At 49.1% G+C, this 24200-nt stretch carries 25 protein-coding genes and 1 other annotated feature (1 of these 26 only partly in view); of the genes, 18 read left to right on the top strand and 7 right to left on the bottom strand.

The features are described from left to right. Nucleotides 1-64 (top strand) — a binding site (T-box leader); it begins 275 nt to the left of the window's first position. A gap of 164 nt (nucleotides 65-228) precedes the next feature. Continuing rightward, nucleotides 229-1752 (top strand): 2-isopropylmalate synthase, encoded by a 1524-nt coding sequence (locus RB298_RS24680; protein WP_096776539.1) that lies wholly within the window; start codon nucleotides 229-231, stop codon nucleotides 1750-1752. A gap of 453 nt (nucleotides 1753-2205) precedes the next feature. Here the strand turns inward: RB298_RS24680 and RB298_RS24685 are convergent, their stop codons facing one another. Beyond that, nucleotides 2206-4158 carry an ABC-F family ATP-binding cassette domain-containing protein gene (locus tag RB298_RS24685; RefSeq protein WP_486049023.1) on the bottom strand — a complete coding sequence of 651 codons (1953 nt, stop codon included), beginning with the start codon at nucleotides 4156-4158 and terminating at the stop codon, nucleotides 2206-2208. Between the two features lie 286 nt (nucleotides 4159-4444). Here RB298_RS24685 and RB298_RS24690 point away from each other — a divergent pair, with 286 nt between their 5' ends. From RB298_RS24690 to tatC, 5 genes are all read left to right on the top strand, one after another. After that, the gene (locus RB298_RS24690; RefSeq protein ID WP_096776537.1) at nucleotides 4445-5092 is read left to right on the top strand and encodes a 5-formyltetrahydrofolate cyclo-ligase; all 648 of its coding nucleotides are present in this window, start codon (nucleotides 4445-4447) and stop codon (nucleotides 5090-5092) included. Nucleotides 5093-5095: 3 nt separating this feature from the next. Then, nucleotides 5096-5572, top strand: coding sequence for a cyclic pyranopterin monophosphate synthase MoaC (gene moaC / locus RB298_RS24695; protein ID WP_096776536.1), 477 nt, complete (start codon nucleotides 5096-5098; stop codon nucleotides 5570-5572). Nucleotides 5573-5616: 44 nt separating this feature from the next. Then, nucleotides 5617-6108, top strand: coding sequence for a MogA/MoaB family molybdenum cofactor biosynthesis protein (locus tag RB298_RS24700; RefSeq protein ID WP_486049025.1), 492 nt, complete (start codon nucleotides 5617-5619; stop codon nucleotides 6106-6108). 219 nt (nucleotides 6109-6327) lie between these two features. Then, on the top strand, nucleotides 6328-6564 hold the full coding sequence (locus RB298_RS24705) for a twin-arginine translocase TatA/TatE family subunit (protein WP_096776535.1): 237 nt from the start codon (nucleotides 6328-6330) through the stop codon (nucleotides 6562-6564). 78 nt (nucleotides 6565-6642) lie between these two features. Continuing rightward, nucleotides 6643-7416, top strand: a complete 774-nt coding sequence (tatC, locus tag RB298_RS24710; protein WP_015737287.1) for a twin-arginine translocase subunit TatC — start codon at nucleotides 6643-6645, stop codon at nucleotides 7414-7416. 173 nt (nucleotides 7417-7589) lie between these two features. Here the strand turns inward: tatC and RB298_RS24715 are convergent, their stop codons facing one another. Both RB298_RS24715 and RB298_RS24720 read right to left on the bottom strand, forming a co-directional pair. After that, complete coding sequence (locus tag RB298_RS24715; protein WP_192570669.1) at nucleotides 7590-8405, bottom strand: WYL domain-containing protein; 816 nt, start codon at nucleotides 8403-8405, stop codon at nucleotides 7590-7592. Then, nucleotides 8374-9705: a helix-turn-helix transcriptional regulator gene (locus RB298_RS24720; RefSeq protein ID WP_096776533.1), complete on the bottom strand. Its 1332-nt coding sequence runs from the start codon at nucleotides 9703-9705 to the stop codon at nucleotides 8374-8376. The genes RB298_RS24715 and RB298_RS24720 overlap by 32 nt, the downstream gene beginning before the upstream one ends. Before the next feature lie 204 nt (nucleotides 9706-9909). On the opposite strand from RB298_RS24720, the gene RB298_RS24725 reads away from it, so the two are divergent. The 7 genes from RB298_RS24725 to RB298_RS24755 all read left to right on the top strand — a co-directional run bounded on the left by RB298_RS24725 (nucleotide 9910) and on the right by RB298_RS24755 (nucleotide 15960). Next, on the top strand, nucleotides 9910-10719 hold the full coding sequence (locus tag RB298_RS24725) for a nucleotidyltransferase domain-containing protein (RefSeq protein ID WP_486049028.1): 810 nt from the start codon (nucleotides 9910-9912) through the stop codon (nucleotides 10717-10719). A 377-nt stretch (nucleotides 10720-11096) separates the two neighbouring features. After that, nucleotides 11097-11378, top strand: a complete 282-nt coding sequence (gene groES, locus RB298_RS24730) for a co-chaperone GroES (RefSeq protein WP_006212454.1) — start codon at nucleotides 11097-11099, stop codon at nucleotides 11376-11378. 61 nt (nucleotides 11379-11439) lie between these two features. Further along, the gene (groL, locus tag RB298_RS24735) at nucleotides 11440-13068 is read left to right on the top strand and encodes a chaperonin GroEL (RefSeq protein WP_009593977.1); all 1629 of its coding nucleotides are present in this window, start codon (nucleotides 11440-11442) and stop codon (nucleotides 13066-13068) included. Between the two features lie 177 nt (nucleotides 13069-13245). Then, entirely contained in the window at nucleotides 13246-13485 is a 240-nt protein-coding gene (locus RB298_RS24740; RefSeq protein WP_176502527.1) for a hypothetical protein, read from the top strand. Between the two features lie 274 nt (nucleotides 13486-13759). Next, nucleotides 13760-14200, top strand: coding sequence for a NucA/NucB deoxyribonuclease domain-containing protein (locus RB298_RS24745; RefSeq protein WP_096776531.1), 441 nt, complete (start codon nucleotides 13760-13762; stop codon nucleotides 14198-14200). Nucleotides 14201-14692: 492 nt separating this feature from the next. Continuing rightward, nucleotides 14693-15550: a DUF2935 domain-containing protein gene (locus RB298_RS24750; protein ID WP_486049032.1), complete on the top strand. Its 858-nt coding sequence runs from the start codon at nucleotides 14693-14695 to the stop codon at nucleotides 15548-15550. 20 nt (nucleotides 15551-15570) lie between these two features. After that, a complete protein-coding gene (locus RB298_RS24755) occupies nucleotides 15571-15960 on the top strand; it encodes a YmaF family protein (RefSeq protein ID WP_096776529.1) in 390 nt (129 codons plus the stop codon). 120 nt (nucleotides 15961-16080) lie between these two features. Here the strand turns inward: RB298_RS24755 and RB298_RS24760 are convergent, their stop codons facing one another. The 3 genes from RB298_RS24760 to RB298_RS24770 all read right to left on the bottom strand — a co-directional run bounded on the left by RB298_RS24760 (nucleotide 16081) and on the right by RB298_RS24770 (nucleotide 17799). Then, nucleotides 16081-16530, bottom strand: a complete 450-nt coding sequence (locus RB298_RS24760) for a DUF6199 family natural product biosynthesis protein (RefSeq protein ID WP_096776528.1) — start codon at nucleotides 16528-16530, stop codon at nucleotides 16081-16083. Nucleotides 16531-16705: 175 nt separating this feature from the next. Next, nucleotides 16706-16945 (bottom strand): WGxxGxxG family protein, encoded by a 240-nt coding sequence (locus tag RB298_RS24765; protein ID WP_015737275.1) that lies wholly within the window; start codon nucleotides 16943-16945, stop codon nucleotides 16706-16708. Nucleotides 16946-17106: 161 nt separating this feature from the next. Next, nucleotides 17107-17799 carry a hypothetical protein gene (locus RB298_RS24770; protein ID WP_277746908.1) on the bottom strand — a complete coding sequence of 231 codons (693 nt, stop codon included), beginning with the start codon at nucleotides 17797-17799 and terminating at the stop codon, nucleotides 17107-17109. A 210-nt stretch (nucleotides 17800-18009) separates the two neighbouring features. Here RB298_RS24770 and RB298_RS24775 point away from each other — a divergent pair, with 210 nt between their 5' ends. Continuing rightward, nucleotides 18010-18174, top strand: a complete 165-nt coding sequence (locus RB298_RS24775; RefSeq protein WP_009593971.1) for a sporulation protein Cse60 — start codon at nucleotides 18010-18012, stop codon at nucleotides 18172-18174. Between the two features lie 83 nt (nucleotides 18175-18257). Here RB298_RS24775 and RB298_RS24780 read toward each other — a convergent pair whose 3' ends face one another. After that, a complete protein-coding gene (locus RB298_RS24780) occupies nucleotides 18258-19415 on the bottom strand; it encodes a hypothetical protein (protein ID WP_486049035.1) in 1158 nt (385 codons plus the stop codon). A gap of 559 nt (nucleotides 19416-19974) precedes the next feature. On the opposite strand from RB298_RS24780, the gene RB298_RS24785 reads away from it, so the two are divergent. The 4 genes from RB298_RS24785 to RB298_RS24800 all read left to right on the top strand — a co-directional run bounded on the left by RB298_RS24785 (nucleotide 19975) and on the right by RB298_RS24800 (nucleotide 24189). Then, a complete protein-coding gene (locus RB298_RS24785) occupies nucleotides 19975-20787 on the top strand; it encodes an undecaprenyl-diphosphate phosphatase (protein ID WP_015737273.1) in 813 nt (270 codons plus the stop codon). A 139-nt stretch (nucleotides 20788-20926) separates the two neighbouring features. Further along, nucleotides 20927-21562, top strand: coding sequence for a pyridoxamine 5'-phosphate oxidase family protein (locus RB298_RS24790; protein WP_096776526.1), 636 nt, complete (start codon nucleotides 20927-20929; stop codon nucleotides 21560-21562). A gap of 80 nt (nucleotides 21563-21642) precedes the next feature. Then, nucleotides 21643-22848: a phosphoenolpyruvate hydrolase family protein gene (locus tag RB298_RS24795; RefSeq protein ID WP_277746906.1), complete on the top strand. Its 1206-nt coding sequence runs from the start codon at nucleotides 21643-21645 to the stop codon at nucleotides 22846-22848. Nucleotides 22849-22977: 129 nt separating this feature from the next. Next, nucleotides 22978-24189: a Tm-1-like ATP-binding domain-containing protein gene (locus tag RB298_RS24800; RefSeq protein WP_277746905.1), complete on the top strand. Its 1212-nt coding sequence runs from the start codon at nucleotides 22978-22980 to the stop codon at nucleotides 24187-24189. Nucleotides 24190-24200 lie beyond the last annotated feature (11 nt).

Raw genomic sequence — 24200 nt, forward strand, 5'->3', positions numbered from 1 at the left:
CTGAACAGCATGGCGTGTCAATTAGAGTGGTACCACGGAGGGTCTTTAACCCGTCGTCTCTTATGATATAAGAGATGGCGGGCTTTTTTGCTGCCGGCAGCAGCAGGGTGGGAGGCGGACGCAAGTCGACGTGCGGACGTGCATTGAACATAACCAGTTGGATAGAACAACGGAATCCAATCGAATGAAAATCAGGGTTGTACCCTAACGAAGGAGGAATATCGGAAGATGAATGAATCCAAGAGAACGATCCGAATTTTCGATACGACATTGCGGGACGGAGAACAGGCACCAGGGGCAAGTCTCCAGCCCGAGCAGAAGATGGTGCTGGCCGGAAAGCTGGCGGAATTGGGCGTTGACGTGATGGAGCCCGGGTTTCCGGTGTCCAGTCCCGGAGAGTTCGCCGCTGTGCAGGCCATTTCAAGGCAGCTGCAGCAGGTGGAGATTTGCGGGTTCGCGCGAGCGGTAAAAGGGGATATTGATGCGGCCGTCAAGGCAACCCAGGATGCGGCGAGAAGGCGGATTCACCTGTTTATTTCCTCTTCCGACATCCATCTTCGCCACCAGCTGCGCATGAGCCGTCCGGAAGTCGTGGCAAGGGCGCGTGAAATGACGGCTTATGCGAGGCAATTCAGCGATGTGGTGGAATTCACGGCGATGGATGCTTCCCGAACGGGCATCGACGACCTGATCGAGATGGTGGAGGCCGTTATCGAAGAGGGAGCCACGATCATCAATCTGCCGGATACGGTCGGATATGCGCTTCCGAACGAATACGGCGAGATGTTCCGGCGCGTGCGGGAAGGCGCCCGAGGCGGGAAGAGGGTCGCCTACAGTGCCCACTGCCATAACGATCTCGGTCTAGCCGTGGCCAACAGCCTGGCCGCGATCGAGAACGGCGCGAGTCAAATTGAGGTCACCGTGAACGGGGTGGGCGAACGTACAGGCAACTGCGCGCTGGAAGAGCTTGTCATGGCTCTATCTACCCGGGGTGACATGCTGCGGGCAGAGACGGGCATTACGGCCGAGAAGCTGTACGAGGTATCCCGCCTCGTCAGCGGTGCGATGCATTTTCCGATCGCCTTCAATAAGCCCGTGGTCGGCCGGAACGCCTTCCAGCATGAATCCGGCATTCACCAGGACGGTCTTCTGAAGGATCGTAGCACCTACGAGATTATGGATCCGGAGAAGCTGGGCATTCCGCGAAGCATGATCGTACTGGGCAAGCACTCCGGCCGCCATGCCCTGAAGGACCGCTTGGCCCGTTACGGTGTCCGGCTCGAGGGAGCCGAGATGGAATCCCTGTACGATACCTTCAAGGAAACGGCTGACCGTCAAAAGGTGGTCAGCGATGATCAGCTGCTGCAGATGGTCAGCCGCACATTGGGCAAGCCGGCACAGGTGTACGAACTGTCCGAGGCGCAGGTCATTTCCGGCACGGGAAGCAGCAGGGTTGCCGCGGTTACGCTGCGCCAATTGAGCGAGCAGACGGAAGCCACCTACTCCAGCGTGGCGGACGGTCCCGTGCAAGCCGTCATATCGGCGATCAGCCAAGGAATCAGCAGCGACATCCGGTTTGGCGATCTGGAGCTGCATTCTTTAAGCAGCGGCGAGGACGCGCATGCCGAAGCGGCGGTAACGGTGGAGAAGGCCGGCAAGATCTTCCGCGGCACGGCCGTGCACCAGGATATCGTCATGGCCGCAGGCTTGGCATACGTTGCGGCATGCAACTCGGCGTTAATGTCGGTTTAGGCATCGAAGCGATTAAGGGACCTCAGTTGCTTACATTTACTTAGATTGGCACAAGCGACCTTCAACCCGGAACGGGGAAGGTCGCTTTTTTCCAAAATAATAAAAGGTAGGCCCTATATAGGAGTTAAATATATAGAACATCAAACACTGTCAAGTTGTGAACAACGTTATCCACATATCCGCCAAAAAATGTGCATAACCGAGAAAAATGTCGATAAATCGGTCTTTTGCAAGACGCTGAAAAGAGGGGACAGGATTTTCAAATTTCCCGGTGGAAACTGTGGATAATGTGAATAACTTAGTGGATAAAGCTGGATATAGGACCGGGGATCCGCGTATAACAACAAAAAAATGGCCATTTCGGCCATTTTCATGATAAACTTATGCACCATTCTTGGGGATAAGTTTGTGTATAAACGTAAATCTTCATTTGAAACACTTTTGTGAATTTTTTTAGGCTTCCAGCAATAACTCCCATTCGGCAAATATTTGCTCAAGCTGACTCTTTTTCTCCTCTAACGACTGCTGCCGTTCTTGGAGCGCCATATAATCCTGATAGATCTCCGGCAAGGTCATTTCGGTTTCCAATTGGGTAATGTCCGATTCCAGGACATGAATTTGCTCCTCCAAGCTGGCAAGCCTGCGCTGACGGTTTCGTTCCTCCCGTTTCGCCTGCTTCTCGGCTTCGAAGGAAACGGCCCCTTGCTTCTCAGGCAGAGCCTCGGCTTTCCCTTCCTGTTTCAGGGTGTGGCGGGCAAACGGCTCGGATGGCTCGTTGTCCATATCAAGAATTTCCTGCTTTTTCTCCGTATAGTCGTCATAATTACCCAGGAAATGTTGAATGCCGTCCGGATGAAGCTCGATGATGCGTTCCGCCATTTTATTAAGGAAGTAACGGTCATGGGATATGAACAATAAAGTGCCCTCGTAATCCATGAGTGCCGATTCCAGCACCTCTTTCGCAAACAAGTCAAGATGGTTCGTCGGTTCGTCCAAGATGAGCATGTTGGCTTCCAGAAGCATGAGCTTGGCAAGCGAGACGCGTGCTTTTTCCCCGCCGCTTAAGGAGCTGATCTTCTTGAGGACATCTTCGCCGCTGAAGAGGAAATTGCCCAGAACGGTACGAATGCGGGCTTCCTCCATATGCGGATAGGTGCCCCACAGCTCTTCCAGGACGGTGTTGCTTGGGTTCAGCTCGGATTGCTCCTGATCGTAATAGCCGATCTTCACTTTTGTACCCCATTGCAGCGACCCCGCCGTCGGCTTCATGGTACCGATCAAGCATTTCAGGAGCGTCGATTTGCCCACCCCGTTGGGTCCGATCAAAGCTACGGTTTCCCCGCGGCTGAGATCAAAGGAAACTTGCCGAAACAGCGGTTTGTCCTGCTCGAACGCAAGCGACAGATCACGTACGTGAAGGACGTCTTTCCCTGACATATACTCGGCTTCAAAAGAAAAATGAGCTTTCTTGAGATCGCCCAGCGGTTTGTCGAGCCGCTCCATTTTATCCAGCGCTTTGCGGCGGCTCTGCGCACGCTTGGTCGTAGAGGCCCGTACCAGGTTTCGCTGAATGAAGTTCTCCATGCGGGAGATCTCATCCTGCTGCTTCTCGTATTGCTTCAGCTGGGATTCGTATTCGGCTGCTTTCAGCTCAATGTACCGGCTGTAGTTGCCGGTATATTTTTTGGAATGGCGGCGTTCGATCTCCACGATGGTGGTCACGAGCCGATCCAGGAAATACCGGTCATGGGAAACGACGAGCAGCGAGCCGGAATAACCGCGCAAATAATCCTCCAGCCAGGTGAGGGTTGCGATATCCAGATGGTTGGTCGGTTCGTCCAGCATCAGCAGGTCGGGTGCCTGCAGCAGTATTTTTGCAAGGGCCAGCCTTGTCTTCTGCCCGCCGCTTAACGTGGCAATGGACGTATCCGGTGAAAAGCTGCCGAATCCCATGCCGTGCAGCACGCTGCGTATGCGTGTTTCGATCTCATATCCGCCTTGATCCTTGAACCAGTCCGAGCGGACCGCATAACGATCCAGAAGCTCCTGGTATTTCTTCGGATCTTCGCTCGACTTGGGGTCGGCGATCTGCTCCTCCATCTGACGAAGCTCACGCTCCATCTCCAGCAGGGGAGTAAAGACATCCAGCATCTCGTTCCATATGGAGGAATCGGACTGAAGCCCGCTGTTCTGGGCAAGATAACCGACGGTGGTTTCCTTGGCTTTGAAGATTTGTCCGCCATCATAGGACATCTCGCCGGCCAAAATTTTAAGCAGCGTCGATTTCCCGGCTCCATTGACTCCGACGAGGCCGATTCTTTCGCGTTCAAGGACTTGCAGATTGATCCCGTCCAGGACGGGCGTAACGCCATATAATTTCGTAATGCCATTGGCTTGCAGCAGCATGTTATGTGAAACCTCCATCTTTCTATATGATTCTTCCAATAATTCTTCATTATAAGAAAAAACGACTTCCGACGTACATGCTCCGACAGAACGCGCGTAGACGCTGTTTTATGGCAATCTGAATGATCGCGTGCTTTGGAGTTTATGCGTTTCTTCTATCTTAAATTAAGTGTACATGAAAATGACCGAACAATCGACCATGATTGGCGACTTCCGTCATTCTTGGCTAAAGGAAGGAACAGTGGTAAACTAAACTTAATTATAAGCGTGAGAGGAAAGATCACGTGTGAACCCTGAGGAAGATTTGAAGCGGGCATCCGCAAAAGCCGCCCTGCGCAAAACGATGGCATTGCGAAGGGACGAGTTATCAGAGGAAGAGCGGGCCAAGCGGTCGAAGCAAGCCTGCGCGTTTGCTGCGGAGGTCATGGACCGTCTCCATCTTCAGAGCATGATGATTTATGTTCCCTTTCGCTCCGAGCTGGATTCCCGGCCTCTTATCGAATGGGCATGGAAGCAGGGGATCCAGGTTATCGTTCCACGGAGCTTGACCCAAGACCGTTCGATGGAATTGTATAAGCTTCAGGCATGGGACGAGCTGGTTTCCGGCGCTTACGGCATTTCGGAGCCTGATCCGTTGCGGTCGCAAAAATGGAATCATCCGGGACCGGATATCGTCTGGGTCCCCGGGCTTGCGTTTGACAGAATGGGCGGAAGGCTTGGATACGGAGGCGGTTATTATGACCGGCTGTCGGACAGGCTTAACCAGGGAGCACAAGCCAACGCTCGTCGGATCAAGAAGCCCTTGTGGGTGGGGATCGGTTACGAGGTTCAGGTCTTGGAACAAGTTCCTATGGAAGAACATGATAGGGTATTGGACGGTTTGGTTACGGAACAGGGGCATAACGTGAAGACCAGACCTGCAGCGGAGGGATAAGAGATGGAACTGAGTCATTTTAATGACCAAGGCAGAGCACGAATGGTGGATGTCAGTGATAAGGATGTAACCGCCCGGACAGCGGTAGCGAAGACAACGGTCCGTATGCATCCGGATACGCTGGCCCGCATCCAGGAGGGGAAGATCGGCAAGGGAGATGTGCTTGCCGTGGCACAGGTTGCGGCCATTATGGCGGCCAAGAACACGTCGAACTGGATTCCGATGTGTCATCCGCTGCCGTTGACCGGCGTGAACGTGGCGTTCAGCGATAACGCCAAAGACGAGTTATATATAGAAACGACCGTGAAAACCACAGGCAAAACCGGTGTTGAAATGGAAGCTTTGACAGCTGCTTCAGCCGCTGCGCTTACGGTCTATGACATGTGCAAGGCCCTGCAGAAAGACATGATCATCGGCCCGACCCTGCTGGTAAGCAAAACCGGCGGCAAGAGCGGGGATTACATACAAAAAACGACATAGCATAGATACAGGAGATTCGGACGAGTGGGAAGGAGAGAGGGCAGATGGTGTGGAAAACGGCGATCCTGACGGCGAGCGATAAAGGCTCGCGGGGGGAACGCGAGGATACGAGCGCTCAAGTGATCCGGGAATTGGTGGAGGAAGAGCTGAGCGGTGAAATCATCGAATACCGGATCGTACCGGACGAGCAAGACGAAATTATCGCGGCATTGATCGAGCTTACGGATTATTATCAAGTGGACCTTGTCCTCACGACAGGCGGTACGGAGCTGGCGGTGCGGGATGTTACGCCCGAGGCGACCAAGCGGGTCATCGAACGCGAAGTGCCCGGCATTGCGGAAGCGATGCGTACTACCGTTATGCAGAAGAATCGGAGCGCGATGCTGTTTCGTGGCGTATGCGGCGTCCGCGGCCGTACCTTGATTGTCAATCTCCCGGGCTCTCCCAAAGGCGTGCACGAGAATCTGGCCGCGGTCATGGATCAGCTTCCGGAGGCACTGTTGATGGTAACGGGCCAGTATCGCGAGCAGCTCTAACGAGTACCTTATTAGATAATTATGTAAATAAACTGTCACGTTTCTGGACTGTATATGTGATTTACATTATGGTATGATGGCGGTATATGAGCTTGTTTCACTGCTGGAGTCGGATGATTTTCTTTAGTTAAAAACCTGTTGCAGCTGCAAGGCATGATGGATTAATGTCATCCTGAAGTCCTTTTGAAGGCATTAAGCAGGACGAGGAGGAGAACAGATATGAGTACAATTGGAGTGCCGGGCATTATTTTGCTCGTTATTTTGGCGCTGCTCTTGTTCGGACCGAACAAACTTCCTGAACTGGGACGTGCGGTCGGAAGAACATTCCGTGAGTTTAAGGACGGTGCGCGGGAGATTATCGCTGACGAAGCACCGGCGAAGAAGAAAGAAGAGGCTCCCCAGCAAGCCGTTGCCGCTGAGCCAGCCAAGATTGAAGACAAGCGTCTTCCGGAATAGAATTAAAGCAAGGTTTGAAGTCCCTTCCTTCGGGAGGGATTTTGTTTTGTCAGGGTCACATACAGGGTGGTGGTTAACTTGTCGGAGCAAGTGAAAGATATGGCGCTTGTGGAGCATTTGGGCGAGCTTCGCAAACGAATTATAATCGTGCTCGTGGTATTCGTAGCAGGACTGGTCGGGGGGCTTTTCGTTGCGGACCCGATCTATCATTATTTGACGGCGGCCGAAGAAGCCAAGAACTTTGAGCTGCATGCCTTCTCTTTTTGGGATGGCATCGGAATCTACATGAAAATCGCCGCCATTTTCTCGCTCGTCATTTCCGTTCCGCTGATCTTCTATCAGCTCTGGGCGTTCGTTAAGCCGGGGCTGCGAAAAGAAGAACAGAAAGCGGCCATACGTTACGTGCCGTATGCGTTTGTTCTGTTCATCGTCGGGATCACGTTTGGTTATTACATCGTATTTCCGATGACGCTGTCGTTTACCACGGCGATCACGCAGGGCATGGGGCTTCAGGAAACCTACGGCATTACCAATTACTTGAATTTTATGTTCAATCTCGTATTGCCGCTTGCCTTGCTGTTTGAGCTTCCGCTTGTGGTGATGTTCTTGACGAGAATTCGCATTCTGAATCCGCTGCGGCTTCGCAAGATGCGCAAGGTCGCGTATTTCGCGCTGGTCTTTATCGCGGTCGTCATCACGCCGCCGGACTTTATATCGGATTTCCTGGTCACGATTCCGCTGCTGCTTCTATACGAATTCAGCGTGTTTCTGTCTTCCGTGATCTATCGCAAGCAATTAGAGGCGGACATGGAACGGGACAGCCGCTACGTAAGGGCAGACGAAGAGGACTGACCGTATTGTTTTTTGCAAAACAAGAGATCCTTTAAGAATAAAAATAACCCGCAAACTTCACTCCTCGGGAGTATGGTTTGCGGGTTGTTTTTTTGTCCAATGAATGATGGATTAGAAATTAGTGTTCATCATTGCCTCAGTCTTCTTTATGGGAATCATGTCATGGCGGCGTCCTAACCTTCATCTTGCGCATATCTCGCCAGAGCCAGCGCAGCGGTTTCTTGCATTCGGGCCTGCAGCGTGCTTCCTTCCACGACTTTCACCCTCAGGCCGAGAAAGCGAATGCGCGAGAGCAGAAATTCGCACTCATCCTCCAAATAGCAGACCTGAATGCGGTAGGTATCGGAAGCTTCATCATAATGCACCGTTTTGTCAAAGCAGGAAAAGGCGTAAAGGATCCGCGACAATTCCCCGTTGTACCGCCGGTGGATCTCAATGATCGCTTGCTTTTTCTGTTTTTCCATCAGCTTCTGCAGCCGTTCCTTTATGCGATCGATCCGGAAGGAGGGGAGCGAAGTCCCTTGTATATATAAAATATGATCGAGTTTCGTGTACATGAGTCCTCTTCGGCTTTTGCTGTACCAGATGAGCATCCATTCCCGTTTGATCATGGAGTACTCCAGTTTGTACGGGAAACCGGACTGATTGCTGCGCGCTTCTCCATGCTTCGTGCGGTAGCTTAGGCGAAAGCCCTGATCCTGCATGATCATTCTGCGCAAGGTTCGAAGATGCGGATGGTAAACGCTTCGTTCCTGTCCCTTGGCTTTCTCCAGAATGATCCCTTTCATCTCGGCACCGCTATGCTCCATGTGGAGGAGCTCCTTGAGCCGGTCCAAGGTGCCGGGCGTAAAGGCGTTTGCCGCCTCGGGGTGCACCAGCATCATTTTCAGCCATCCCCGTTCCTGAGCGGTAATGGCAATCGAGTCGGTTTCCTCAAGCCTTGTTATGATCTGGTAGTTAAATATCTTCTCGAATGGATTCTGGCTCATAATAAGCGGCAATCTCCTTCCATTCCTTAATGAACTCCTGCCGAAGGGAGCGTGGCTGGAGCACCTCGCAGCTGGAGCCGAAGCTGCGGAGCCAAGGCTTAATTTCGCTGGTGCCGTTCACTTCAATTTCGTATAAGAACGAGCTCTCGGATTCCATGGTAACGGTCCCCCATTGCCCTTGCGCCTTGACCCGGTTCAGCACGAAATTCACTTTGCTGCCCTCCGGGTTAAAGAATCTGGCCACGACCTTGGTGGGATTACGGGTATCGGTAACCCAGCTGTGCTCGAATTCGGCCAGCGTTTCCATGAGTCGCTGTTGGAATACTTCTTCTTCAACCACTTCGCCTTCTTCGATTTGAGTCAATCCTTCCATGCGAAACTTCATGAGGCCCTGTCTGCCGTTATGACCGATCAGGTACCAACGGCCGTATTGATGGTCATAGATCACGCGCAGCGGCAGCACCGTTTCCCGAAGCCCTTTGGATTCCCTATGGAACAGCGGATTCGTGTTTCGGGAAGCATAGCGTGAAGAGCTTTTTGGCGATAAATACAGGAAACGGAGCCTCGCCCTTTTGGTGATCGCCTGAAAAATGGTGTGCAGATGCGCCTCATCCAATATGCGTGAATGGTAATGATACTTATAAATATAGGCCGGGTCCGAGTGTGCGGCGATGTCACGATTACGCAGGGCCCTCTTTAAATTGTCTCGAAGCATATACCCCTGAACAGAGGGGAGCTGCGTGTTCGACATGACGTCCACATAATCGTAGAGATCAAGAAGCTCGTCATCCGACAACGAATCGATGAGGTCACGGGCGCCCCTGTAACGGTACGGCCGTTCTGCGCCTGTCCTCACGATGACTCCGACTTCTTCCAGGTATTTGAGATCCCCGCGTATCGTCTTCTCATCGGGCAGTGTTTCTCCGTCCGGGAATTGATCGCCGCAGCGTTCGATGAGTTCCTTCGCGGTTAACTGCTGATGCTGCAGCTGGGTGAGGATCATGGATAGCCTCAAGCTTTCCGATGCTTTGAGCGATTTGCCGCGGAACAGCAGCAGCAGGAGCGGATCAGCGGTTTCATAGTATGAATAGCGCAGACCTTCGGAGAGGGTAAGACTTTGTTCTTCGGAGAGCTGCGGCTGAAGCGATTCGATTTTATTTTTTAAATTTCGGAGCGTTTTGTCATAGGTATGTACTGAAATGCCAAGGCGATCAGCCAGTTGTTGCCGGTTGTATGCGCCGCCGGCCAGCGCCAGAATACGAAGAAATTGGATTTCTTTATCGAAGCTTTCCCGAGCCATGGCGCCCTCCTTCAAATCATATATTAGATTGTACGCGATCCAGTCTGTAACTATTGTAGCAAGGATAGGGGACCGCATAAAGGAAGGATATTGTAATATCAATTTGTTATCGCCATACTTTTGCCCTGTTGAAATAGGAACGCATGGAAGACAATAAGGATATCGGAAATTTACACGGCAACTACAGAAGGAGAGATTCCGGATATGAATATAACGCAGGAAATGAAATCGACGATTCAACAAGAACTTGAGCGGATAGAGCGGGAGGAAGGGGTCCTAATCCTGTATGCCTGCGAATCAGGCAGCAGGGCCTGGGGTTTCCCGTCGACGGACAGCGATTACGACGTAAGGTTTATCTATATCAGACCCGTGGAGTGGTATTTATCGATCTTCGACAAGCGGGATGTGATTGAACGGCCAATCAACGACAGGCTGGATATGAGCGGTTGGGATTTGAAAAAAGCATTGGGGCTTTTTCGCAAGTCGAATCCGCCCCTGCTTGAATGGCTGGAGTCCCCCATCAAGTATAAGGAGACGCTTGGCATCGCCCAGCAAATCCGAAGCATATCTCCGCTTGCCTTCTCGCCTAAATCTTGCATGCACCACTACCTGAACATGGCCAAAGGCAATTACCGGATGTATTTGCAAGGGGGAGACGTTAAGATCAAAAAATATTTCTATGTACTGCGTCCGATCCTGGCATGCGACTGGATTCAAACCTACAACGAGATGCCTCCCATGGAATTCGAGCTGCTTACGGATCGCTTATTAGATCAAGGAAGTGCGCTGAAACAGGAGATTGATCAATTGCTTCTTCGCAAACGTTCGGGTGAAGAGATGAATATTGAACCGAAGCTTCCTATCATTAACGCATTCATTGAAGAGAAATTGAACGAATATGAGCAGCTGGCCAAGAATCAGAAACATCAAGACATGGATCTGGATCAAATACTGGATGATTTGTTTCGGAACGCGCTGGTTGAAGCATGGGGAACCGGCGGACGGCAGTTATAGGCCAATTTGGCAATTATTCAGCTCACATCAACGAATCCGCAGTTTTATGAAAGATGAAACCTTTCTGCGGAAGGGCATGCTTCGGGCTGTTTTGTTCTGCTGAATGATGACTAGATCTATGGTTCCATTCGTGTAGTGTTCCTAAAGCCTCAGGCATATTTTGGCTGGTCATGGATACAATGGTGAAGGGGGTTTAGGGACAACCTCTCCCTAAGTCCGGATTGCAAAAAAATGATCAAAAATTCATGCAAAGGACTTGAAATTTTAAGACAACTTGAGTATCATAAAATTGGTTGTTAGCACTGAGGGTTGTCGAGTGCTAATACATAAAGCTTTGAAAAAAGCATCACAACATATTTAAAGGAGGCTATTTTTTCATGATCAGACCTTTAGGTGAACGCGTATTGGTAGAACCGATCGAACAAGAAGAAACTACGGCATTCGGGATTGTACTTCCTGACTCTGCTAAAGAAAAGCCGCAAGAAGGTAAAGTTATTGCTGTAGGCAGCGGCTCCCTGAAAGACGGCGCACGTGTACCTTTGGAAGTTAAAGAAGGCGACCGCGTTATTTTCTCCAAATACGCTGGAACAGAAATCAAATACGAAGGTAAAGAATATTTGATTATGAAAGAAAGCGACATCCACGCGATCTTAGGCTAATGAAAGCCTGAATATATCCTGTTTTACCATTCCATAATCCACTAGGGAGGTATGTAATACCATGGCAAAAGACATTAAGTTCAGTGAAGACGCCCGTCGCTCCATGCTTCGCGGTGTAGATGCTTTGGCAAATGCAGTTAAAGTAACGCTCGGACCGAAAGGCCGTAACGTGGTTCTTGAGAAAAAATTCGGAAGCCCGCTCATCACGAATGACGGCGTAACCATCGCTAAAGAAATCGAGCTGGAAGATGCATTCGAGAACATGGGTGCTCAGCTCGTTAAAGAAGTAGCTACCAAAACCAACGATGTTGCCGGTGACGGTACAACAACGGCAACGGTTCTGGCACAAGCCATGATCCGTGAAGGTCTGAAGAACGTTACAGCTGGCGCAAACCCAATGATCATCCGCAAGGGTATCGACAAAGCGGTTAAAGCAGCCGTAACCGAGCTTGCGAATATCGCGAAAGAAGTGAAAAACCATCAGGAGATCGCTCAAGTCGCTTCCGTATCCGCAGCTGACGAAGAAGTAGGTCAACTGATTGCAGAAGCAATGGACAAAGTGGGTAAAGACGGCGTTATCACCGTTGAAGAATCCCGCGGCTTCTTGACGGAGCTTGAAGTAGTAGAAGGTATGCAATTCGACCGCGGCTACATCTCTCCATACATGATCACCGATACGGATAAAATGGAAGCCGTTCTTGAGAATCCATACATCCTGATCACCGATAAAAAAGTAACCAACACGCAAGAGATCCTGCCGATCCTTGAAAAAATCGTACAGCAAGGCAAACCGCTCGTACTGATCGCGGAAGACATCGAAGGCGAAGCGCAAGCGATGCTGATCGTGAACAAACTGCGCGGAACGTTCAACGCTGTTGCTGTTAAAGCTCCTGGCTTCGGCGACCGTCGCAAAGCCATGCTGCAAGATATCGCTGCATTGACTGGCGGTCAAGTGATTACGGAAGAGCTCGGCCTCGACCTGAAAACGGCTTCCATCGATCAATTGGGTACCGCTCGTCAAGTGCGCGTAACCAAAGAGAACACGATCATCGTGGATGGCGCTGGCAACAAGGAAGATATCGATGCTCGCGTGAAGCAAATCCGCAACCAATTGGAAGAAACGACTTCCGATTTCGACAAAGAGAAACTGCAAGAGCGTCTGGCTAAATTGGCTGGCGGCGTAGCGGTTATCAAAGTCGGTGCGGCTACTGAGACGGAATTGAAAGAACGCAAACTGCGCATCGAAGATGCCCTGAACGCAACTCGCGCTGCGGTTGAAGAAGGTATGGTATCCGGTGGTGGTACAGCGCTCGTTAACGTATACAACGCTGTTGCTGCAGTTCAAGTTGAAGGCGACGAGAAAACAGGCGTGAACATCGTTCTGCGCGCTCTGGAAGAGCCGATCCGCACGATTGCAGCTAACGCTGGCCAAGAAGGTTCCGTCATCGTAGAGCGTCTGAAAAAAGAAGAGATCGGCATCGGCTACAACGCGGCTACCGATACTTGGGTGAACATGTTCGAAGCAGGTATCGTTGACCCTGCCAAAGTAACGCGTTCCGCTCTTCAAAACGCTGCATCCGTTGCGGCCATGTTCCTGACAACCGAAGCGGTTATCGCTGACAAGCCAGAACCAGAAAAACCAGCTATGCCTGACATGGGCGGCATGGGTGGAATGGGCGGCATGATGTAAAACGGGCTTAAAAGCCTTATAATACCGCTATTTAAAAGGCTCCCGAGAGGGAGCCTTTTATTATAAAATCACGGAGCATACTAATATGTGTGGGGCTACCCCCATAGATAAAGGCGAGAATGACACGCTCGGCAGCATGAGGGCGTAACTCTTCTCGCCTTATTGTTATCTTATTCTATGATTAATCTTCGTCTCTCCTCATTTGGTAGTGGTGGTGAAAGTGGTGATGATGATGGAGCATATGATGTCCTGACGGGTGACTATATGGATGAAAATGTGGGTGATGGTCATGCTCGCCGTAATGATAAGGCTGTGGTTCCCTTTGTTGATTACCTTGAATGCTATGGCTTTGTTGATTCATTTTGGCCTTCTCCCTTTCATCATGAGATAGTGCATATTATCTGTACAGGTGAATAGTGACACTTGACCTAAATAAATTGGGCGATCCATATAAGTATTAAAATATCTCTCAACGGTTAGGTTAGGAGGATCTGCCTCAATCCAAGAACATCTTTACTTCATATGTATATCTCACTCCACTCTTGACAGGCTCTGAGGCTCTCCTCTTCGTGATTTACAAATATATGCCAACTTGCTTATACTAAAAAAGTAAACTGAAGGCATCGGTAAGAAAATTCCTGCTGGCCTATGCTGGCAGGGATTTTTTTGTTTGAATGGGGGAGCAATTTGTATGAAAAAGTTATTCTTGAAATTTGGAACAGTGGTCTTATCTTTGTTATTGGTTTGGTTGGTCCTTAATTATTTTCCGGAGTTAGATGACGGTGATGTATACCCACCAATACGGGGTACCGTTGTCGAATTAGAGTTTCCAGCGGATAAATATCCTGAGACGGCGGATCACATAAAAAAGGCCATTGAATCCGGCCATTCCGATGTTTGTACCATTGCTCGAACTGGTGCAGAGGATAACAGGAGTTCTTCACTAAAGGGAATCCCTACGAAAAAAGGGTATGATCGGGATGAGTGGCCGATGGCCATGTGTGCCGAAGGAGGAGACGGCGCAAGTGTCGAATACATAGATCCATCCGACAATCGAGGAGCTGGCAGCTGGGTAGGTAACTATTTGGAGGGATACCCGGACGGTACCCAGGTACATTTCATTTTTAGATAGCAAAAAAGCCTACTAGCTAATGCCAGTAGGTTCTTTTTTTATGTTTAGCCGTATTAATCGACTCACATGCCTTACTTCATCTAATGGCACCCAGACTGGCCCATAAACACTCCGCATCTTTAAGCGATCTGTACAAGAATCCGGTATGCCTTGCAATACTTCGCCATTGGTAAGGTATACGGTTACGCTTTGCTTCTCTCGAATGGCTATTTTTAGTTCTTTATTCCACATCTGATTGATCACGCACCCATGACAATAGTAATAATGTCAGTATATCAGAGGTAGGTAAAATTTACTACAATGCATTGAACACGCGGCAGTTGCAATTTCCATTACGCCTAGAAATGTAGCTGCAAGGCTAACAGCCCATACTATTAAGCCAACTAGGAATATCCTATACGTTTTAACGCCTAATTGTTTTTTCTACATAATTTTCTAACATAGCATATTGAAACATGCTATCCCCATATACATTGTACCGAGCCACAATAAATGGTTGTCTTATTTCGTGTGCCGAAAGGTGGGGTAGGGTTGTCGGATCCTTTTGTAGTCAGGTCATTAGACGAAATACGTTTTTGGTCACGCATTATGAAAGAACATTCCTTTTTTCTTCGATTAGGATTTAGATGTGAAGATACGCAGTTAATCAATGAGGCTAATCAATTTCATGCCATCTTTGAGGATATTGAAAGAAGATCACATGCATATCAAGCAGATACTGATCCACAAACGATTCGACAGTTTAATTCAGAAGTTCACAATGCCGCTGCACACATTTGGGCATTTAAGAGGAAGGTACTTGGACTTATAATTAGGTGCCAACTCCCTGGGGGGACAAATTTCCCGTTGCTTGTAGATCATGTTAGCCGAGAAGCAAATTACTTTAGAAATCGGTTAGAGGAACTCAATAACGGGAGACTTGAACCATTACCTGATGCGATTATCGATGAAAATGTCTTTTTCCTAAAAATCATGGCTGACCATGCAAAATTTATAGGTCATCTGCTTGATCCATCGGAGCGAAAATTAGTGGAACAAGCAAGGGAGTTTAGCCAAGACTTTGATACGTTGATGTTTCAAGCCATTGATCTAAGTTCCATGCGTCCAGAATCGCAAACCCATCCATTACTAAGTCAATTTGTTGATGAAAACTGCGTTTCAGTCAAATCATTGCGCGATTTTAAGAAAACTGCGCGCGACTTAATTGAAGAGTGCCGAATCAAAAGCATCATTCATCCTTTATTAGCAGATCATGTTTTTCGTGAAGCTGAACGATTCTTATTTATCCTAGACATGTTCGATCGGTCATTATCTGGCATGAAGGTAAACAAGAAAGAAATCATGCATTAATATAAGGGAGGCACTATTGGATGGAAATACAAATAACGGGCTTTGTTGTTCATTCCGATAACTCTGATCCCAGTCATTCCCACCAACTATTTCTAACATCTTGGGATGGAAGACCGGTTAATGTACATGTCCATCCCTTTCAAGGAGATACCTCTTTTGACGTTGGACATTTCCATCATTACGTGGGTATAACTGAACCAGCTCCAAGCGGCGTGCCGCACGTCCATAATTACCATGCCCAAACATCATTTAATGACCAGCACAAGCACATGATTAGAGGAACAACCGGGCCCGCCATTCCATTGGCAGGCGGCGGGCACTATCATTATTTTGAAGGTTATACCACCGTAGATGGCAGGATCCCACATGCTCATCGTTATAGCGGGAACACAGGTGATGAACAAGGGTAAATAATAGTTTCGCCCACTGTACCTTTTTGTTTTTATAAATTATGAATACAGCTTTATAAGAGGGCTGCCGAGTGGGAGCCTTCTTGTTAGTGACCACATGATTTCTCCTCAGTCCACATGTCAAACCAATAAGATGATTAGGCCAAGTACAAAAAAAGCGGATCCGAGGCATATGGAAACCAATCCGCCGAATTTTACTAAATCCATGTAAGTATCGCTTCGTTCCGAATCTCCTTTGACTTGCCAGCCTTCATCCCTGCTCCAGCCGAATGTCGGATACCTTCTGGCAAGGAGCCCTATACCTATGAGGATCACAGCAAACCCGAAAAGTGCCCCCCATGACATAGGGGTACCGCCAGGTCGAACAAGCGTCGCTAACCCGATTAAGACCAATACGCCGCCAATAAATCCGCCTATTGCCGCACCGACCTGGGTTTTTAACAAATCATGATCGTCCTGCTCGTAGTCTTCCGGCAACCTTTTGTTCCATCGTATCCAATCCGAATCCGGATTCATGAAGGTATAACGGCAATTTAGAATGATAACGACGCCAAATAACATCCATAACATTGAAATCAACACCTTGAGGATTCATACGGAGTAACAAAATGGAAGTTCCGGTAAAGTGAAGTAAGACATGAAGAATGGAGATTTAAAGTTACAAATTAAAGGGTACCTGAAAAGAAAAAATCCTGCTCTTATGTGAGCAGGATTTTACTTCTGTTCCCTAAGCTTATCGCAAAAATTAATGGCGCTCCGGGGTACGGCGTCTTAACCCGGCAAGACCGGCAAGACCAATTAATCCAAGCCAACCCCAGTCTGTATCGTTATCATTGGTGGCTGCGTTGGTGTTATAACTTCTAGCGTTAACGTTGTTTGTATTCATGTCGTTTGCATTCCTGTTGTTGTTTTCGGCGGAAACAGGGACAACCAACATGCAAGCAATGCTCATAGCCGCGAGAAAAGACATGCAGATTTTCTTCATGTTAAGGACCTCCTTTCTCTGTTCGTCTGAAATGCATGGGCAGGTACCAAAATTATATTGCCCCAAATAATCTTTAACGATTCTTTACCAAACGAGTGTACTTCTGCCTTCCGAGTAGTGAGACTGTGCTAATTTATCCTTTTATCCGCTATTTCACCGGATTAATGTCGATCCATTTCGAAATGGACCGAGCCGCTGTCGCGCGGATCGGTTATTGTTTTGCGGGCGATGAGATTCCCCTCACCATCCCAACCTTCGATATCAAAAGGTGTGGAAGCGGGCGACGGCAGAAATACGAACCAGATCATTTTTCCGGCTTCCACAGCAGTCAGCTTAGCGTTATAACTACCTTTGCCTTTGATTTTGACGCTTACTTTTTTGATCGAGGGATCCAGAATATCCCCGAACACCATGGGAAATGGGGTAGAGAGATGGTCTAATTCAGGCATGCCCATGTAATTTAACGCTGATATGGATTGTGAAGATTCGCCGATTCCATATCCGCCGCCCCAAGCCCATTTCCAACCGATCCGAGTTTTTCGTACATATTCTACTTGCAGATTATGGCTTCCCGCTTGGTAAGGTCGTTTCATAAATAAAAGAGTGCCTCCGCTCACGGGTTCACGGTGAATGACATGCATGGAGGATGGGCCTCTAAACTGTTCAACCGCGGTATCCGGAGTCTTCCCGAGCGGGATATGAAGGATACTGTCCTGCCCCAGCGCTCGCGACATGCGACGATCCGTTAATCCGCCAGGGCGTTCCATCATATAGATGAAGGCGTAGAAGAGAACGGCCGAAAGTAATATCAGTTTGGCAGCAAGCCTGATGATTCGTTTATGTTTAACTGGCATAATGCGTCCACCACCATAACATTTCTAATAATCATTTCTGAAAATCGAACAACAACTCCACCAATATACCATAATTTGGGGTGTTATTTAGCAGTGCGTGTGGAAAACAGATAAAAGGCCAGTGTAAGGTATAGATGAAACGTGTCGTTTACTCGATTCCAGCAGGGAACTCCCGTTTTATGTCGAAGTTTGAAATTAGGGGGTGCTTATATGCTAAAAACATTGAAGGTCGAGCTCTTTAGCGATTCCAATCTGGACGATTTGCAGGATCAGGTGAATGAATTCCTGTATAACATTCATCCTGACGATGTGAAGGATATTAAGCTTTCATCGGCAGACGGAACGTATGATATTTTGGTCATATATAAAGAATAGAGAAAAAGCACCTTAAAGGTGCTTTTCTCTATTCTGGCATGACTGAGCTGAAAAAGGCGCTATCCTAAAAGGGGCATTTTCAACTATGGGGTCTTTTCGATGGTCGAAACTCCTATAAGAATGGAATTGGTAGTTCCGCCGCTAATATTTTCGAATGAATAATAGGTTGCCGGAACTCCCCTCATCGTTACATAATCATCTTGCAAAATATCGCCGGTAGAGTGGGCATAAAAACCGATAATGGAGTTATCGTTATCATCGACGATGTGAATTTCGGTAACGGTAACGCCCTCGTCGAGTTCCTCTTCGATGATATCAACTACGTATCCACTGACCTCGAACATCTGGTCCAAATAGGGGCTCAGATTTTTGTTGAGGTGACGTGACGTGATGTTGGGATCGACTTCAGCCTTTGCTCTCTTTTGAGCTTCAGGCGTAAGCGCTGGAAATAACTCATAGTGCTCGACGAAGTAGTTGTAGGTTAGCTCGTCAAGTGCTCCGTCTTCAATTTCTATTGGGATAATATAAGCCATGATTTCAGCGAATAGGTTTTGTTCTGTCAATTCCTCGGCACTACTGCCATCATTAGTATCCGAGAGTGCAGCCTCTTCGCTAATTTTAACGATTTCGAATGAATCCATTATATTTTGGACAACCGCTTTACCCCCGTTATCGTAAGCTGTTTTGGAATAGGAAATCGAAAGAGTGTAAAGCTCATTGCCGTTCGAAACAAAATATTGAGTCAATACCACTTGTGCGTTTAACTCTCCTTGGGTGTATTCGCTCTCCAGGATCCCGGCTGCTTTCTCGGGAACGTCGATGTAATTCAATTTTTTAAAGTTTTGTATCACCTCTCCGCCAGCTCCATTGGATAAAGCATGGATTGAGGAGTTAGCTGCTTCCTCGGGAGTTGCCGATGATTCCTCGACTATCAAATTTAGATTATCGGCAAAATTGCCCTTGGGATTCGAATCGACAAATGCAGCAACGATTTGAGGCATGTTAAGCTGTGCATCCTTCCATGTAGAAGGATATGAAAAGGAGAAGTTCTCGCCCGTATAGGGTTGGGTTTCCATGTTTCCTGTATCCTCTGCACTTACAGCAGCCGTGTTTTTCGCCACTTCCTCGTCTGCCGGTGCAGGGACGGATGAAGGTTGTTCGGTTGTGTCTTTCTGAGGACTGCACGCAGTCAGGATGACAAGTAAAAGAAATAGTACGGATAATTTTGTTGGGTGCTTCATGACTAGGCTCTTTTCTGTTGTCCCTATCGGCTAGGGTATTTGCTCGACGGAAGAATTCCGCTAGTTGCTAGTAATCTGGTACGCAAGCTTTTATCAAGAATAGGAAGATTATAGAATAGTCTATCAGAACTAGGTATATATTTCTATGATTCATGATAAATTCCGAGAAATTTGTAGAAATACCGATGATTATGGGATAAAAGAACCATGATTTAAGTTGATATAACCGTTTGATATCGGACGTCAGAGGTGAACCCATCATCCCCAACTTTTTATGTCCCCCTAATGAAGCTTTAAGGTTCCATTAAGCTACGCATCTTATGATGGAATCACCTCTTAACAATAGATTAGGAGCCCCTCTAATTCCGTGGTTAGAGGGGCTTCTCTTGTTTACATATCTTTTTTGCGCAATGGAACAACGGGAGGTTATCGTCTTTCCGGCAGCTCCATGCAGCCAACGATGACTCTGCTCGTGGTTTGATTCTTCCTGTTTTTATGAGATATGATAGACTAGTATTTTTATAAGCTATAGCCATGTTGCAAAGAAAGTAGGAGAGTAATGGAAGATTTCATCTTGTGGTTGAAGTATCTGCTGCTGGGAATTGTGCAGGGGGTTACGGAGCCGATTCCGGTATCCTCCAGCGGTCATTTGATTGTCGCCCAAAGGCTGATGGGCATGGAGCAGAACGGGCTGTCGTTCGAAATACTGACCAATACGGCCTCATTGATTGCGATCGTGTTCATCTTTCGCAAGGATTTGCAGAGATTGATTGTGAACGGCCTAAGTTATGTTCGGACACGACGACCGGAGTTTAAATCCGACTTCATGTTCATTCTGTATATTATTGTGGGTACGATTCCGGCTGTCATCATCGGACTGTTGTTCAAAGACCAGATTGAGGAAATATTCGCTTCGGTTCGCACGGTAGGCGTCGCGCTGCTATTTACGGGAGTGGCCCTTTGGCTGATTCGGAACCTTCGCGGCCGCAAGCTGGATAATGACTTGTCGTTCAAGGACGCGCTTATCGTAGGCTTGGCACAGGCGGTGGCGCTGATTCCGGGGATCAGCCGATCCGGCTCGACCGTCATTACGTCGATCGCCGTGGGGATGAAGCAGGAGACGGCCCTGCGGTTTTCCTTTATGCTGTACATTCCGATAAGCCTCGGCGGCATGGTGCTAGGCGTGTCGGATATGGCATCGGATCCCGATTTTGCTCCGCTGTTCATTCCCTATTTGATCGCATTTATCGCGACGCTCATCTGCACCTATTTTGCGATGAAATGGTTCATGAATATCATGGCGCGCGGGAATCTGAAATATTTCGCTTATTATTGCTTTGTTGTCGGCATTTTGCTGCTTGTCTTCTTATAAGAATGAGGGAAGGCTTCTCATAAGGTTCCTTGAACTTGTGAGGAGCTTTTTTTCATACTGTGGAAAGGAAGCAAGGCGATCATTGCGTAGTATCGGATATAAGAAAGGTATAAGATGTAGTAATAGGAGGGTGGTTGTGATGTCAAAAATTCCGTTTCAATCGGTCGTTTCATCGGAGGAGGAGCTTCGAAACTTGTTCGGCGATTGCAATCACGTGGTCAAACATAAAACCATTCATCGATTGGACCATCATTGCAAAGACTTTATTTCGAAGAGCCCCTTGTTGTTTATGGCTACTTCCGACGCATCCGGAGCCTGCGACGTTTCGCCCCGGGGAGATGCGGCGGGATTCGTGCATGTGATCGAGGAGTCCTGCTTGGTCATTCCGGAGCGTCCGGGCAATCGACGGTTTGATTCGCTGCGGAATATCCTGTCCAACCCGAGAGTCGGGATCGTGTTTGTCATACCGGGTTTGAAGGAGACCTTGCGAATCAACGGCAGCGCCGTCTTGGTAAGGGACGAAGAAATCCTGGATCGGCTTAGCGTACAAGGCAAACGCCCATGGCTTGGCATTGCGGTATCGGTCGAGGAATGCTATATGCACTGTGCAAAAGCTTTCATGCGTTCGCAAGCATGGGATCCCGATTCCTGGATACCCAGCGAACAGATGCCGAATCCGTCCAAGATCATCGCGGATCATGTGAATCAAGCTCACGTGACGGAGGAATCCGTTGCCCGGGGAATGCAGGACAGCTACACGAATCGCCTCTATTGATTTTCATTTATAATAGGTATAGCGATATAAGGAAACGATGAGATATGACGGTCAGATTGAAGATAAGGGGACCAATAACTTTGATAACGACCAGAGAACAGGTATTGGATCGATTACATAGGGGGATACAGACCCAGGAGCGATTGATCGGGGTAGCGGCAGGAGCAGGAATATCGGCAAAATATGCGGTCAAAGGCGGCGCCGATCTGATACTAGCCTTGAATTCGGGCCGTTTTCGGCAGATGGGGCTGGGCTCCTTGGCTGGCTTCATGCCCTATGCGAACTGCAATGAAATGGTGATGGATTTCGGCTCGCGCGAAATTCTTTCCGTGGTCCGCGACGCACCGGTGATATTCGGTTTATGCGGAACGGATCCAACCGTTCAGCTGCCGGGATACTTGGATGCCATTCGCGGAAGCGGTTTTGCCGGCATCATCAACTACCCGACGGTGGGAATGATTGACGGACTGTTCCGTGAAGCCTTGGAGGAAGAAGGCATCACGTATCTGCAGGAGGTGGAAGCCATCCGGATTGCCCATGAGCGCGATATGTTTACGATGGCCTTCGTATTCAATCCGGAGCAGACGACATGGATGCTGGATGCGGGAGCGGATATCATCTGCGCCCATCTGGGCGTTACGGCAGGCGGGATGATGGGGACCTCGAAAGCATGGTCGCTGGAGAAGGGCGCCGAAATCGCCAGAGAAATTTTTGCCGTCTGTGACGACTCGGGCAAGCAGCCGATCAAGCTCGTATATGGCGGTCCGGTCCATACGCCCATCGATGTCCAGTACATGTACGACAACACGTCCGCCATGGGGTACGTGGGCGGCTCGAGCTTTGAGCGAACGCCGACGGAAGAAGCCATCGTGGAGGCGACGCATCGTTTTAAGGCAACGGGCCATCTGGAGCAGGACCGGCAGCTGATGGACAAGCTGACGCAGCTGGATGAACCGATGGATTATGTTGCCTTTGTGAAAGAATACGTAGCCGAGCATTATGCAAACCCGATTTCAATGACGGAGCTGGCCGAACGGATCCACGTTTCAAGAACGCATCTTAGCGCGCTTTTTAACAGGGAAGTGGGGTGTAGCTTTCCCGAATATATAGCCAAATACCGTATTCACAAGGCGCAGGATATCATGAAGCACAGCAAGCTGTCCCTGGGTAGAATAGCGGAGCTGGTCGGTTACCCGGACTATGTTCATTTCAGCAAGACCTTCAAAAAATACGCAGGCATGTCTCCCCAAGCCTATCGTCAGCATATGAAAGACAAATATACATAAAGATCGTACATGGATACGATCCTTTTTATTTGAAAGCGCTGTATTATGGTCTTACAGGGATCACATGCCGGACCTGTCAGTCAGAACGGGGCAAGCGATCCTGAGAAGAGACATGGGGAGGTCTTCACGGTGAAAACCATAGCCATTGCGGGGACGTTTGATACGAAGGGTGCTGAGTTTTTATACGTTAAATCGGTGATCGAGAGCTTGGGGTTACAAACGTTTACGATTCATAGCGGCGTGTTTGAGCCGATGTTCACGCCGGATGTAACCAATATCGAGGTTGCAGGGGCGGCAGATGCGGATCTGCGCGAAATCGCGGCCCGGAAGGACCGGTCGGCAGGGACTGCAGTATTGGCTCAAGGGATGGAGCAAATCGTGCCGAAGCTGTATGCAGAGGGCAAATTCGACGCCATGCTGTCATTCGGCGGTACGGGGGGAACTTCCATCGTCACCGCCGGCATGCGAGCATTGCCGATCGGCGTACCAAAATTGATGGTCTCCACCGTCGCTTCCGGCAATACGGCGCCTTATGTAGGGACAAGCGACATTATCATGTTTCCGTCCATCGTGGATGTATCCGGCCTGAACTCGTTTTCCACCAAAATATTCACGAACGCGGCACACGCGATAGCCGGCATGGTTAAGTTCGAATCGGCTGCGCCGATGGATAAAAAGCCGCTGATTGCAGCGACGATGTTCGGGGTAACGACCCCCTGCATCGATTATGCCAGAGAGCATCTGGAATCGCATGGGTACGAAGTGCTGGTGTTCCATGCAACCGGCACGGGCGGGCGAACGATGGAAAGCCTCATTGAGGCCGGATTCATTGACGGTGTATTGGATTTGACGACAACGGAATGGTGCGATGAGCTGGTTGGCGGCGTTTTGGCGGCAGGGCCGAATCGGCTGGAAGCAGCCGGACGCTGTAAGGTGCCGCAGGTCGTATCGACCGGGGCGCTCGATATGGTCAACTTCGGTCCGTATGATACCGTGCCGGAGGCATTCCGGGGACGAAACCTGTACAAGCATAACCCTTCGGTTACGCTGATGCGGACCACGGTGGAGGAGAACCGGCAGCTTGGCGGGATCCTTGCGGATAAACTGAATTCGTCGCAAGGTCCTACGGTGTTGATGCTGCCGCTGAAAGGCGTATCGATGCTCGATGTGGAAGGCGAAGCATTCCATGGAACGGAAGAGGATAAGATGCTGTTCGACACGTTAAGACAACGGATAGACCGTGAGACCGTTGAGCTGATCGAGATGAATACCGATATTAACGATCAAGCTTTTGCGGTGGCCGCGGCCGATAAGCTGATGGAATTGATGAAGCGGCAATGAGAAGGGGAAGC

Origin of the sequence: Priestia sp. BR_2 (assembly GCF_041954005.1) — a bacterium.
In the GTDB taxonomy this organism is placed as follows: Bacteria; Bacillota; Bacilli; order Paenibacillales; family Paenibacillaceae; genus Paenibacillus_AQ; species Paenibacillus_AQ lautus_A.